Consider the following 14217-nt stretch of genomic DNA (forward strand, 5'->3'; position numbering starts at 1 on the left):
CAAAAATTTGCATTGCTGATGAAGCATTCAAAAAAGCATCGAAACATTTTCGACTCTACAGGAATCGTCTTGTTTGCATGGAGATGGCGTAAGCCTTTGATTATCATATCAATATCAGCAGCTGTTCTATCTTTCATATTTTCATCTCCTCCATTTATTTACCCTCGGTATAAGAGCACGGTAATACTCTTTCCTTCCACCACGTATTCTGTATCAAAGGCATTGCTTCCACAGCAATTTGGGGTAAATCAGGATGTGCTTCAGTTTGGTGAAGAGCAGCAAGCTGAGCAGTTGCTTCAAATACTAAATTCTGATGAAATTAAAAACCGTATTATTGAAGAATTTGATTTAATGCGACATTATCGCATTAATCCGAAAGCCAAGTATAAGTACACAAAACTACAGAAGAAGTACAACAAAAACATTTCCTTTCGACGTACAGAATTTATGTCGGTTGAAATCAAGGTATTGGATGAGTCGCCTGATACTGCTGCTATGATAGCTAATCGAATTGCTGCATTGCTGGATGAGGTGAAAAATAAAATTCAAAAAGAACGAGCAGTAAAAGCACTTGCAATCGTCGAAAATGAATATTTAGCGCTTAAAAAAGAAATCGAAGACAAGGAAAATCAGCTTACAGAACTTAGATTCAAAGGAGTGCACGATTATGAGCGACAAGTAGCCGCACTTACTGAGCAGCTCGGAAGTGCCATTGTGAAGGAGGGCCCTGGCAGTAGAAAGGCTCGCGAAATACAAAATATGCTGGATACTTTGGCTAAATATGGCGGCCTTTATGTTTCGCTGCGCGACGAATTGTCGTTGCTGAAGGAGGAGTTAGTAAAACTCAAAACAAAATACGACCAGGCCAAAGTGGATGTTAACGAATTTTTACCTGCTACTTTCAAAGTAAATATGGCCTATCCGGCTGAGCGCAAGACCTATCCCGTTCGTAGCCTGATTGTTTTATTGAGCTTTTTGAGCTCGTTGGTATTTACCATGATTGTTTTAGCTGTGGTAGAAAATATTCGCCAAACAAAGCGGGAGGATTGAAAAATCTGTCCAACAATTCCATAATTTACGGTGCAGGAATTCTGTACCTGATTTGTGTAGCCATTTTTACAGCCACTGAGAATTTTTTATTGATGGTCATTCCCTTTGGATTGGCTTTAGCAGCTCTCACCTTTTTAGCCATGGACAAGGTGCTGTGGTTTTTGCTCCTCAGCACACCTTTTTCAGTGGAAATTTATTTTGAAGATCTAAAATCTGCAGTCGGCGTGCCAGGTGAACCCTTTATGGCCGGACTACTGATTCTATTCATTCTTAAAATTTTCGTTGAAGGAAAGTTTCAACCAAAGTTTTCAGCCCACCCTATGTCGCTCACGCTGGTAATTTATCTCTTTTGGATGTTTTTCACTTCGCTTACCAGCAGCATGCCCTTTGTGTCGTTCAAATATTTTTTGGCCAGACTTTGGTTTGTTGTCGTTTTTTATTTTCTTTTTTCATTACTTTTAAGAAAGAAGGAAAATTTAAAAACCTTCTTTTGGTTTTATATGGCTCCACTTACGGTAGTTGTCATTTACACTTTGGTCAGGCACATTGAGTTTGGCCTTACCAAGCAAGCAAGTACATGGGTAATGACTCCTTTTTTTAGAGAGCATACTAATTATGGTGCAGCTTTGGCCATGTATGTACCCGTGAGTTTTGCATTTGCTTTTTTTATTAAGGACAAGCTCTGGATTCGCATTCTTTATTTTATAGTATTGGGCATCTTGCTGGTAGGTCTCATTCTTTCTTTTACCCGCGCAGCATGGTTGAGTGTATTAGCAGCTACAGGTGTTTTATTGATTTTAGTACTGAGAATTAAGTGGTACACGGTAGTTGCGGCATTTGCTCTTTTACTCGGGGTAATACTCTATAACTGGACAGATATATATATGGTACTCTCTAAAAATCAAAAAGTATCAAGCGACGACTTAGGTGAGCACGTAACATCAGCCACAAATATTAGCACAGATGTATCGAATCTGGAGCGCATCAATCGCTGGAAATCGGCAATACGAATGTTTAAGGAGCGACCTGTCGTCGGGTGGGGGCCAGGCACCTATATGTTTCAATACGCACCTTTCCAAAAACCACACGAAAAAACTATCATTTCTACTAACAACGCTGATTTGGGCAACGCACATAGCGAATATTTAGGTCCGTTGGCTGAAATGGGGTTACCGGGGCTGATACTGGTGCTCGCTATTGTGCTTCAGATATTCATTTTGGGTCATAAAATGTACAATTCTGAACTAAATCACGAAACAAAAGTTCTGGTGCTCGCAGCATTTTTAGGCCTCATCACGTACTTTTCACATGGTTTGCTGAACAATTTTTTAGATATCGATAAGTCAGCAGTATCAGTATTTTCTTTCATTTCGCTGCTTGTGTGCGCCGATGTTTATTACATGGGTGAAAAAAAGAAAAATAGTTAATTTTCAAATTATTACTCTTTACACTAAAGCTTAATAACACCCAAAAATCCATTTTTTGCACAAAAGCTTACATAAAGTTTATTAAAGATTTGGTAACAAATATGGATTTAAATTAAATTTCAGTTAAAAAAAAATTTATGCAAGCATTGTAATTTTTGAGAAATTCCCTCATCTTCGCCCTTGCGTATAACACAAAATTTACACAAATGAGAAAAAAGAGAAGTTTACTCGTTACCCTTCTCTTATTTCTGGGAATGGCGACTGCTTATGCCCAGGAGATAAGAGTAAGTGGTGTAGTGCGGGCAGCTAATACCGGTGAGACGCTGCCAGGTGCTACCGTAGTAGAAAAAGGCACCAAAAATGCCACAGCCACAAACTTTGATGGGCGCTTTGAGATCCGTGTGAAGCAAGGAGCCATCTTAGTAGTAAGCTCACTAGGCATGCAAACTCGGGAAGTAGCTGCACAGCCTAACATGGTGATCGATCTGCAGCCACAAACCCAGCAACTCAAAGAGGTAGTTGTATCAGCCCTCGGTATTGAGCGTGAACGCAAGGCTGTAGGTTACTCAGTAGAAGAGGTAAAAGGTAATGCAGTAGCTGCTTCGGGTGAAGCCAACATGGTAACAGGTCTCTCAGCTAAGGCCTCTGGTATTCAGGTGATTAACTCGAGTGGTGCTGCTGGTGCTTCGAGTTACATCCGTGTGAGAGGTCAATCTACCTTCACCCAAAACGATAACCAGCCCCTTTTTGTAGTGGATGGTGTTCCCATTAACAACTCACAGCTCTTGACTTCTGACCTCAGAGCTGGTGTTGCACTTTCAAACCGAGCAATAGACATTAACCCAGATGATATCGAATCAGTAACCGTACTAAAAGGAGGTGCTGCAGCTGCACTTTACGGTACTCGAGGGGCCAATGGGGTAATCCTGATTACTACCAAAAAAGGAGCCTTCAACAGACCTTTCCAAATTGAGTATTCAGGTTCATTCGAACTAATGGAGGTAAACAAACTTCCTAAACTTCAAAATGAATATGCTCAAGGTTTTGCCGGACAGTTACGCTTGTTTGGTCAGTCACTCTCTCAGTTTTCTTGGGGTCCAAAAATTAGCGAACTGGGATTTTTGCCTAATGGCCAACTGACTGATATTGATTCTTTGATGGTTCCAGGTTCTAAGGGAACTGCTCGGTCATATGATCCATATACTTTCTTCCAGAGAGGTAGCAGAGTTAATAACAGCGTAAGTCTGTCAGGAGGAAACGATCGAACTTCATACGCACTTTCAGTTGCTAACCTGACTGAAAATGGTATTATTCCTTTAAATAATTTCCAGCGTACATCCATTCGACTCTCAGGAGGTGCTCGTGTTACAAACACTTTAAAGGTGTCTGCTTCAGCTAATTATGTAAATTCAGGTGGCCGTAGAATTCAGCAAGGTTCCAATACTTCTGGTCTAATGCTCGGTCTTTTAAGAACACCCCCTTCTTTTGACAATTCAAATGGGGTAACTGATCCTACAGATGAAAGAGCCTATATAAATCCAGATGGAACCCAGCGCAGATATTTTACTGGATACGACAACCCCTACTGGACTATCAACAAAAACCCCTTCTTCGACAACGTAAACCGTCTGCAGGGTAACTTCCAGATTGATTATGTTCCAGTTGAGTGGCTTAGTGTAATGTGGAGATTAGGTACCGACTTCTATCACGATCGACGCACGCAGATTTTGGCCCTGCAATCTAGAACAGCCGTAAACGGACGTTTGATCGAAGACAATTACAAATACCACGAATGGAACAGCGACCTGATCATTACTGCAAGAAAAAGCTATGAGAGACTTAAGACTCAGTACCTCGTGGGCTGGAACGTGAATCAGCGTCTGCTCGACAACGTATATGTTCAGGGCGATAACCTCTCAATAGAAAACTTCTACAACCTTAGCAACGCTTCTACTGTTATTGCTTCTCAAGGCGTCGATAGAAGAAGACTCGCGGGTCTCTTCGGAGAGGTGCAGTTGTCTTGGGACGATGCGCACTTCGTGACTCTAACAGCACGTGGTGATCAGGCATCTACCTTTGGTGATGTAAGTAAAGTGATCTTCTATCCATCAGCCAGTTACTCATGGTTGTTTAGCGAGACTTTCGGATTGAACGAAGGTCTTATCTCCAGAGGTAAGTTCAGAGCATCATGGGCAAGAGTAGGTCTGGAGCCATCTTTTGGATCAAACAGAACTTATTACAACCGCGCATCTTCACTTTCTGGCTGGATTGATGGAATTCAATTCCCCTTCCGTGGAGCTACTGGATTTACCTTGGGAAATACTTTAGGAAATCCTGCTCTTGGACCAGAATTCACAACTACCACCGAAGTTGGAGTTGACCTTGGCTTGTTGGATAACAGACTAAACTTGGACATCACCTGGTACGATAAACTTTCTACAGATCTGATTGTGGCAGTTCCTGTTGCTTCTACTTCAGGTTTTGATCAGATGTTCCAAAACATCGGTAGAATGAGAAACAGAGGTTGGGAGATATCAGCCAACTATCGCTTGTTTGAAAGCAAAGATTGGTCAGCTGACCTTGGAGTAGTGTACACATGGTATCGCAACAGAGTACTGGAACTCGCTCCGGGTGTTGACGTTATCAACCTTCCATGGGGTTTCTTCGGTGCTAACCAGCGCTTAATGGTTGGAGAAGCTTACGGTACGCTCTTCGGCGATGACTGGCAAAGAGATGAAAACGGCAATGTATTAATCGATGAAAACGGTTATCCTATTTATTCTCCAACAGAAGTAAAAGTAGGTGATCCCAACCCCGATTGGCTCATGGGTATCACTGGTGGTTTAAATTACAAAAACTGGTCGCTCAACATGGTATGGGATATCCGCCAGGGTGGTGACATCTGGAATGGTACAAGAGGAGCACTCTACTACTTTGGTACCCATGCTGATGTAGGAGGCGACAGAAACGGAACCTTTGTTTTCAACGATGTTGTAAAAGGAAATAGTGGGGTGTATGCTCCTGGTACAATTATCAATGGAGAAGATGTATCAGGTAAACCAAACACCACCCCGATTCCAAACAATCACCTGTCTTATGCACTCGGACCCTTGTCTGGTTTCACTGGTGCCAGCCGTCCTTATATTGAAGATGGATCATGGGTTCGTCTTCGTCAATTGACTCTTGCTTACACCTTCCCAAGCAAAGCGTTTGAAGGTTCTAAATTCATCAAGGGTCTTAGCGTTAATTTTACAGGAAGAAACCTACTTCTTTTCACCAAGTACACTGGTATTGATCCAGAAACCAACCTTTCAGGTGCTACCAACAGCCAGGGTGCTGACTACTTTAACATGCCCAATACAAGAGGTTACATCCTGGGTATAAAAGCTAATTTCTAATTTAAAATTTTTGTGATATGAAAAAATTAAATCTTTTTCTAACATCACTCCTTGCAGTAGGCCTTACAGTAAGCTGTTCTAAGAAGTGGTTAGAAGACTACACCGAAGATCCGGCTCGTCCTTCGGATGTATCTGTTCGTGTGCTGTTACCCAGTGCTCAGGTGTCATATGCTTTGGCACAGGGTGATGTTCTGCCGCGTTTGACTTCTTTGTTTATTCAGCAAATGACCGGAACTGACCGTCAATCACTTGCACACCAGCGTTATGCTCAGATAGGCGAAAGTGAATTCGATCAGCCGTGGGGTCCAAACGGATATTCCGGAGGCATGAAAGACCTTTCTATTATCATTGAAAAAACGGCAGGCTCTTCGCCTAACTACTCCGGTGTGGCTAAAGTAATGATGGCCATGTATCTTGGATTATTTACCGATGTTTGGGGCGACATTCCCTATTCTGAAGCATTTAAGGGTGCTGACAACCTCAACCCAAGATACGATTCTCAAGAGCAGATTTACAGCACTATTCAGGATTTATTGGATGAAGCAATTTCTGAGCTTCAAAATCCCGTAAGTCCCTTGAAGCCTGGTAGCGAAGATCTAGTTTTCGGAGGTAATCTTAACCGCTGGATTAAGACTGCCTATTCATTGAAAGCACGCTATGCCCTTCACTTGAGTAAAAAGTCAGGGTTTAATCCAACAAATGTCATCTCTTTTGCAAACCAGGGAATTTCAGCCAATGCTGAAAATGCTCAAATGGTATTCGCCGGTCCACCCAACACAAATCCTTGGTTTCAGTTTAATACTCAGCGCCTTGGATATATTACTCAAACAGGTACAATGTATGACATGATGAGGGCAAAGAACGATCCGCGTATTCCGCTCTATCGTTCTGCGGACTCTTCTACAATGCCCTTCTATGGCAGTCAAACTTCTCCACTTCCCTTCATCACCAACCACGAAACCAAATTCATCATTGCTGAGGCCAAGTTTCGTGCTGGCACATTTACTCGCCAGGATTTGGTAGATGCCGTGGAAGCAAACATGACCTACCTCGGTGTAGCTGCTGCTGACATAACTACATACACAAATAACCTGCCTGCTAATCCGACTTTGGCTGACATTATGTATGAAAAGTATGTAGCGATGTTTTCACACGTTGAGGCTTGGACTGACTGGAGAAGAACGGATCTTCCAACACTCACTCCTGTGTCAGGCGCTAACCTTCCAGCCATTCCACGTCGTTTGCCCTATCCAGAGTCTGAAAGATTGTACAACGACAACTTTATCAATCTTACCGGAAACGATGCTTTCCTGAAGCGTCACTGGTGGGATGAGTAAGATTTCTTTAAAAGAAAAAGGCCGGCTTCATTGCCGGCTTTTTTATTTGTAATACTTCATTGTATTTAATACCTAATTATGGTGATTTCCTTCAGATCGATGGTAGTATGCTAGAGTTAAAATTCAACTCGAAAAGCTCTGTTTCCAAGTAAGATCACATCGCCATTTTTGAGTTCAGTAGGCTGATTAACGCGTATGTAGGTGGTTTGCAACGCGCTGCGATCAGAGAGCATCCATTTGCCGTCTTTATATTCCAATGCAGCCTGCTCGCGTGAGGTTATGGTCATATTGCCCGGGTCGGTATTATCTCGGGTTAAAATGATTTTTTCGCCTTCAAATTCCAGAGTAGCTTCTTTTTCACCCTCCTTTGGTATGCGAACGAGTTTAAGCACGTTTTTCTCAAATAGGGCCATGCGCGACGGGTCGATGGTTTTATTTACTTCGAGCTTACGGGCTTTGGGCGATGGGGCTGAAAATTCAGCCGGCACTGCTGCATTTGCAGGTGCTTTATGCGGTGGGTCTTGTGGCGGAAGCTGCTGACTCACGGGACGACTATTGTCCATATCCCAGGGGTCAATATTGGCTGATTTGCCCACTACGGTGGCATTCACAGGAGCTGAAGAGGGAGATGGTGAGGGCATGGATGAATCTTCCTCACGAAGCGGATAGTTACAGCGCTTGCAGCGATGATTGCGAGGCTCATTGGCGTATCCGCAGTTAGGGCAGCGTACAGGTTTATCGGTCATAGGGCGTTGAGTATTATTTGATCAGGTGGAGGGGGTAGGTGGTGGACTGTCTTCTTCCTCAAATGGATAGTTACAACGTTTGCAACGCTTGGCTTTTATGTCATTAGCCGTGCCGCAGTTTGGGCATCTTTTAGTTTTGGGTTTTTTGTCAGGTCCTTCTTCTATTGCCACGATTTTCAGAGTTTGGTTTTCTTTTCAAATGTAGCAGTACTGTCCTCCTGAGGTGGTTTTTTTTGTAAATCAATAGGTTTTTTGCTTAAAGTATCTTTTTCGCTTGGTGGGGAGATGGGTTTTACATTCACAGGAGTATCCTGCACCGGGATGGTAGTCGGCAGGGGTGTTTGGCGAACGACCGGAATCGGTTCGGATGAAGACTGTGGTGGTTTTTTCTGATTATTTGATGTGGGGGGACTTTGAGTATTTGGATCAGATGGCTTTGGCTTAATCGGTTCTATAGGTGAATTTGCATGAGTGGTATCAGTAGGATTAACGACCTGCGCGGAATCTGTTCTGGTAGAATCTGAATCTGTAGTAGTTGAGAAAATCGTTTTCCACGGCACTAAAATTCCGGCAGCAAATACCAGGACTAATATGCCAAACAGCATTAAGATGGGAAGTCGATTGTTTTCTTTTGTTTCAGTTGGCTGGGCATGATCAGTTTCCTGTTCGCTCTTAATGGTGCGAAGGGAGTTTCGACGGATGTCAGCAGGCTTGTCAAATGAAGTGCCTACCGGTACTTGTACGATTTCGGCCAGTATGAGGGTGACATTATCATGAGCACCTTCGGTTAGTGTGGCCTCGATGAGTTGATTGGCTGCGTCTTCAAAGTCGGAATAGTGAGTGAGTATGTCTTGAATCACTGCATCTTGCAGCATGCCGTGGAGTCCGTCGGTGCAGAGGAGCACGCGGTCGCCGGCTTTCATCTGTAGAGAGGTGAGGTCTGGTTTTACTTTGCCAGGTTCACCGCCGAGGGATTGGAGGATGATATTGCCCTGAGGGTGGTAAAAGGCTTCTTCAGGGGTAATCTTGCCGGCATCTACCAATTGCTGTACAAAGGAGTGGTCTTTTGTAATGGGTCGAAGAGTTCCGTTTCTAAAAAGGTACGCACGGCTGTCGCCCACCCAGGCAATGTGAAGCTGATCGCCCAAGGCGAGGGCAGCTACAAGCGTAGTGCCCATTCCGCTTTTTCCTGTATCAGATTGAGCGGCTTCATAAATTTTTTTATTGGCTTCTACGACAGCATTTTTGAGAAAATCTGAAGGGTCAGTCTTTTTTGAATCGAAGCCAGAAAAGGCTTTTTTCATATGCATCACGGCCAGTTCAGAAGCTACTTCACCGGCATTAGCCCCGCCCATGCCGTCAGCCACTACCCACAGGGCAACGCTTTCTTTTATGTCGTAAAGGCGGCTGGCATCGAAGTACCAGTTGTCAAAACGCTTGTCGGGGTTTAGGATGAAGTTGTCTTCGTTGTGATCGCGAACCAGCCCTTGATGTGTGCGCGCCGTGATGCGGTATTTCATGGCAATTAGGGTATTTATTTGGGAATTTGGGAGACAGGAGTGTAAACAGAAATGGTATTTCTAAATTTTCCGGAAACTATACCAACCGCCTTTATTTTTCCATCTTTCATCGTAAATATTGGCCCTCCAGAGTTACCTTGCGTGGTACCCATTGATGCAGCAAAAATGTATCCAGTATTGTCGTCTAAGCCATCAATGGTAGATACAGCTTCTCCATAAATGGGTTTAAAAGAGCTTTTCGATATATTTGCTCCATATCCAGCTGGATAACCGAATACATATAGAGGTGTCATGTATTTTAAACTCTTTGACAATTCTCGATCAATTTCAATATTCCCCGACTGATTTACTTCGAAATATGCCCAATCTCCATCATTCATATCATCTACTAAAAGTGGAAGTTTAAAGGAAGGATCATTAGGGTTTGCACCAAAAATTTTTGCAAGGAATTCATAGATTTGTTGCTGTCGACTATCTGATGGTTTACTAATATCTACGATGATTTTTTCTTGTTTGTTACCGGTCCCTTTTACATCGTTATACGTGAATGTAAACCTTTTGCCATCGGGAGAGAATATTTCATACCTGATATCTAGTGCCTTTTTTTCATAAAGTAAAATATTTGCTAATATTTCTTCTTTATTAAGAAAAATATGCTCAATATCATCGAAATCGACTAGCAAATACGTGGGAGTAACACAATGTTTTGCTGTGACTATTTTATTTTCATTTGTCAAAAAACAAGTACAGGAGCCACTCATTAATTCGATTGTGTTTGTGCCGGTTTTTAATGACATTGTCGTTTTCATAAATAATACATCGTTGATAACATTTTTTATTAATTCTTGAGCCTCCTCAGTGTTTGTTTTTGAAGGTTGAGCAGGAGGTGGTGTAACTGTAGAAGGTGTTTTAGGTATCCTGGCTACTTTATTTCTCAAATCTTTAATTTCCTGCTGTGAATACCCCAGTGCAGCCATTAGAGAATCGCTTTGTTGCTTGCTTTTTTGTTCCAGTTCGGTAGCGCGCTTCACAGCATCGGCCAATTCTTGTTGAAATTGCTTGTCCTTAAGACTATCCTGCCAGATGTAATAGCCTCCACCGCTCAATGTAAGCAGCAGCAATACAGACATCACAGCCAGAGCTGTTTTGTAGGGTCGCAGGGCTTGCTTGCCAAAGAGCGATAGGCGACGGGTGAGGCTGATGGAGTTGGCCTTGTTGTTTTTCGGTATCAGGAAGGTCATTTTGGGCCCTTCGAGGCTGAGCTGAATGGTGTCGCCGTTTTGCAGATACCAGCGGTTTTGCACCGGCCGGCCGTTAAGTAGGGTAGGGTTGCTCTTAGAGAGATGAATGAGTACATATTGGCTACCTTCCTTCTGAATGGCGGCATGTTTTCGGCTCACGGTGGGGTACTTGTCGCTGATGCGGATGCCGCAGGAGGCGTCGCGACCGATTTCGATGTAGTTTACTATCACATCTTCGCGGCTGCCGGCCTTATGAAAATCGTCAGAGGTCAAAAATTCGAGGCTAAAGTAGTTGGTACTACCGCTCAGAGCGCTAAAGCCTGCTCCGATGGATTGGCGAAATTTGGCTGCGCCGGTCATGTTTTGTGTAGCTCGTTCCATGTTGTTTATTCTTTATAAATGCGGTTAATGAGGTTTTCGATTACGTATTCTTCCAGTCGTATGTGAAAGCGCTCGAGCCGTTCCTGCACGCTGTGGATGTACAGCATCAGAATCAGGCTGAGAAAGAGCGCCACCAATGTGGTGTCAAAGGCTATGTTAAGCGCTGAGGTCACTTTGGCGATGCCTTCAGGCGTCATGGCTTCGTTGGCAAAGCCGAGCGATTGAGCGATGCCGATAATGGTGCCAATAAAGCCTACCGAAGGAATGGCCCAAGCAGCGTAGCGGATGTAGCTCTGGCGCGATTCGGCATCGGCCATGTTGATTTTGCTTTGGCTGGTTACGATTTCGAGGGCTTCGGAAGTGGATTTGTTGGCGCGAAACTTTGTACACGCCTTTTTGATCATATCGGTGAGGAAGTACTTGCGGTACTTTTCCCTGCTGATGGCTTCGAGTTTTATTTGTGCCACGTCAGCCGGAGAGAGCACGTATTGCTCTTTTTCGGGAAGAAGGCGGAAGGTGTAGGCTTTTTCCTCTTCCGTGATTTCCCGGCTAATGGCCCATAGTTCCATTACTCCAAAAAAGAAAATAAAGTAGGTAACTCCCTGCACAATGCCAGCCGGCAATTCGCCACCTAGCAAAATGGCTATACGCCGTGCTCCGGTGCCTTCTTCAGTGGTGGTGTAAAACAGCGCCAATATGACCATCAGTACTACCGCTGCTGCGGCTGAGATGAGGATGCGCGTAAATCGGTTGTTCATACTCAATCGAATTTTATGAGAAAACCATTGCCATTTTCTTGCGTCAGGCGTTCGAGAAATTTGACCTTAATAGCATTGGGATCGTCGAAAAAGTCGCGACCAACTCCGATGGCGTTGACCTGAATATTGCCGGGATTGCGCTGGCGCATGAAGGCGAGGATTTCTTCCGAAAGTTTGTTGGAGTCGTCACCTTGGCGGCAACCGGGCTCACCGTCGGTCATCAGCACAATGTCGGTTAGGCCGGTGTAGGTGTTCATCACATATTCCAATGCTTCGCGGATGGGAGTACCGCCTTTGGCCTTGAAAGTGCGAATAAACTGGCTCAGCGACTCTTTATTTGCTTCGGTCATGGGCTGTAGCGCGCCAAAATTGGCCTTATTATCACAGTCGCTCTGATAAGGAAAACGCATGACATCCACATTGTAGGATTCGTCCATCGTCGAAATGAGCATGCGCAGACCGGCTTTTACGGGGCTGAGTCGATCTTCGTTGAAGTTGTTGCTAATCATGCTGCCCGATACATCTACCACAAAGACGATGGACTTGCCGCGGAAGCTGAAACCTCGAGTAGGTGTTTTTTTCGGCGGGCAGTTGCTTTGTAATGTCAGCCCACAGTTGTCCATCCATTGTTTGTACTTTTTCAAGTCTTCTACTTGAGCTTGAAGTTTTTCGACTTGTTCTTTTAGCTGTTGCGTATTTTGAACGGCTTGTTGGAGTTCTTTTTCCACCTTTTCCATTTGCTGCATGATTTGCTGCAGCACTTTTTTATCAACCGAATTCTCCAGCTGTTGCATCTTTTGCTTTAAGTCTTGCACCTCTATACCCAAATCTTTTAAGGCATCGGCAGCATCTTTGCTTTTGATGTCCATTTTTGGAACGATCACAAAGAGGATGATCACTGCGGCCAGAGCACCGGATAGCAGGTCGAGGAAGGAGATGGAAAATACCTGAAGTTCCTTTTTGGCCATATCACCGGTGTTTTACTATCACTTTTAAGGTGGTGTCGCCAAAGGTGATGATGTCGCCAATGTGGAGCTCTATGCCCTGCTGTCCGGCTTCTACACCATTTACCAAGGTTCCGTTGGTACTGGGTCTGTATTGGCCATTGGTCACATCTATGCGTGTTTGTCCGTCGCTGATCAGCCATTTTTTGTGCACTCGATCTCGAATAATCGTGGCATGAAACCGGCTGATGTAGCTGGTGTGGTGCTCTACGATGCCGATGTGGTTGGCCTGTGGCCACTCCGGATTGTACCAGCCTATGTAGATGATATCACCGGTGAGCTCAGCCTGGCGCGAGAGATTGTAAATGCGTCCCGGTTCGTCGCCATGCATCACTTCCAGACCTACAATGTGCTGGTCGAAGTGTATGTGCTGATTGCTCTTGTGGTCAGAGGCATTGAGCATATCTAGTAGTTCGTTGGCGCTTTGGGCGCGCTTTTTATAGTCATGATGTAGTGATTTTTCAAAAATTCCTGTCCAATGATCAGGGATGCCAGGTAAGTGCATGCGGGCATCATCCCACTGGCCTTTGTTGGCGCGAAGCACATATGGGCCGATGTGTTCTTCGCTTTCAAGAGGGCCGAAAGGCAGCTTGCCGGTTAGAATTTCGTAGAATGTAGCTCCAAACGAAAACAAGTCGGTAGCCGGACTCATGGCTTTGAAGGAAATTTTCTGATTAAGCTGCTCTGGCGGCATGTAGGCGTAGGTGCCAAATACAGCCTCAGCATGCCCGAGAAAGTTTCGGCGCGTCATGCGCGCATTCTGAAAACCAGCGATCCCAAAGTCAGTGAGCTTTGCATTGCCCTCGGCGTCCATTAAAATGTTTACGGGCTTTAGATCGCGGTGTATCACGCCATTTTCATGTAACGCTTTTAAGCCCAGTAGGCATTGAACGGCCAGGCGATCCACTTCGTCGTAGGAGCTGTAGTTGATCACGAGCTTTTCCAGAGAACCACCGGCACAATACTCCATTACCATGAAAGGATTGCCTTTATGCTCTCCTTTGTCTATAGATCTTACCAAAAATGGGCTGTCGATCTGGCCACAAGTGTATTCGCGCTCAAAGCGCTGGCCGAAGGTCTTTCTCTCCTCCGGCATCAGCTCCCAAAACTTCATAATTTTGAGCGCTACAGTGCTGTCTGTAGTTCTGTTCTTTGCTTTTACCACAATGCCAAACGTGCCTTCACCCAGAAACTTATCGACCTGATAGCGGTCGATGAGGTCACCTTCGTAAAAAATCACTTTCTCAGGCACAGCTGTCATTACAGTGAGTTTGCTCACAAAACTTTTATATCTGAGCGAAGACTTACTTCATACAAATGCCGTATTTTTTGAAAAAAAGCAATGGAAGCTTAAA

At 44.3% G+C, this 14217-nt stretch carries 11 protein-coding genes; 4 read left to right on the forward strand and 7 right to left on the reverse strand.

The features are described 5' to 3' along the window. Window positions 1–18: 18 nt before the first annotated feature. From EIP89_RS07845 to EIP89_RS07860, 4 genes are all read left to right on the forward strand, one after another. Window positions 19–1050 carry a GumC domain-containing protein gene (locus EIP89_RS07845; RefSeq protein WP_124398124.1) on the forward strand — a complete coding sequence of 344 codons (1032 nt, stop codon included), beginning with the start codon at window positions 19–21 and terminating at the stop codon, window positions 1048–1050. Next, window positions 1047–2477, forward strand: a complete 1431-nt coding sequence (locus tag EIP89_RS07850) for an O-antigen ligase family protein (RefSeq protein WP_124398125.1) — start codon at window positions 1047–1049, stop codon at window positions 2475–2477. The genes EIP89_RS07845 and EIP89_RS07850 overlap by 4 nt, the downstream gene beginning before the upstream one ends. Before the next feature lie 206 nt (window positions 2478–2683). Continuing rightward, window positions 2684–5875 carry a SusC/RagA family TonB-linked outer membrane protein gene (locus tag EIP89_RS07855; protein ID WP_124398126.1) on the forward strand — a complete coding sequence of 1064 codons (3192 nt, stop codon included), beginning with the start codon at window positions 2684–2686 and terminating at the stop codon, window positions 5873–5875. A gap of 17 nt (window positions 5876–5892) precedes the next feature. Beyond that, the gene (locus EIP89_RS07860; protein WP_124398127.1) at window positions 5893–7212 is read left to right on the forward strand and encodes a SusD/RagB family nutrient-binding outer membrane lipoprotein; all 1320 of its coding nucleotides are present in this window, start codon (window positions 5893–5895) and stop codon (window positions 7210–7212) included. A gap of 116 nt (window positions 7213–7328) precedes the next feature. Here EIP89_RS07860 and EIP89_RS07865 read toward each other — a convergent pair whose 3' ends face one another. Genes EIP89_RS07865 through EIP89_RS07890 form a run of 7 tightly spaced genes read right to left on the reverse strand, consistent with a single transcriptional unit; the run spans window position 7329 to window position 14141 of the window. Next, on the reverse strand, window positions 7329–7958 hold the full coding sequence (locus EIP89_RS07865; RefSeq protein ID WP_124398128.1) for a double zinc ribbon and FHA domain-containing protein: 630 nt from the start codon (window positions 7956–7958) through the stop codon (window positions 7329–7331). 21 nt (window positions 7959–7979) lie between these two features. Then, on the reverse strand, window positions 7980–8129 hold the full coding sequence (locus tag EIP89_RS11485) for a hypothetical protein (protein ID WP_160160562.1): 150 nt from the start codon (window positions 8127–8129) through the stop codon (window positions 7980–7982). Between the two features lie 5 nt (window positions 8130–8134). Next, the gene (locus EIP89_RS07870) at window positions 8135–9478 is read right to left on the reverse strand and encodes a Stp1/IreP family PP2C-type Ser/Thr phosphatase (protein WP_124398129.1); all 1344 of its coding nucleotides are present in this window, start codon (window positions 9476–9478) and stop codon (window positions 8135–8137) included. Between the two features lie 14 nt (window positions 9479–9492). Further along, window positions 9493–11100, reverse strand: a complete 1608-nt coding sequence (locus EIP89_RS07875) for an FHA domain-containing protein (protein WP_124398130.1) — start codon at window positions 11098–11100, stop codon at window positions 9493–9495. A gap of 5 nt (window positions 11101–11105) precedes the next feature. After that, window positions 11106–11858, reverse strand: a complete 753-nt coding sequence (locus EIP89_RS07880) for a MotA/TolQ/ExbB proton channel family protein (protein ID WP_124398131.1) — start codon at window positions 11856–11858, stop codon at window positions 11106–11108. A gap of 2 nt (window positions 11859–11860) precedes the next feature. Further along, window positions 11861–12826, reverse strand: a complete 966-nt coding sequence (locus tag EIP89_RS07885) for a vWA domain-containing protein (protein ID WP_124398132.1) — start codon at window positions 12824–12826, stop codon at window positions 11861–11863. Window position 12827: 1 nt separating this feature from the next. Continuing rightward, entirely contained in the window at window positions 12828–14141 is a 1314-nt protein-coding gene (locus EIP89_RS07890) for an FHA domain-containing serine/threonine-protein kinase (RefSeq protein ID WP_124398133.1), read from the reverse strand. Window positions 14142–14217: the final 76 nt, after the last annotated feature.

Source organism: Thermaurantimonas aggregans (genome assembly GCF_003851885.1).
GTDB lineage: Bacteria > Bacteroidota > Bacteroidia > Flavobacteriales > Schleiferiaceae > Thermaurantimonas > Thermaurantimonas aggregans.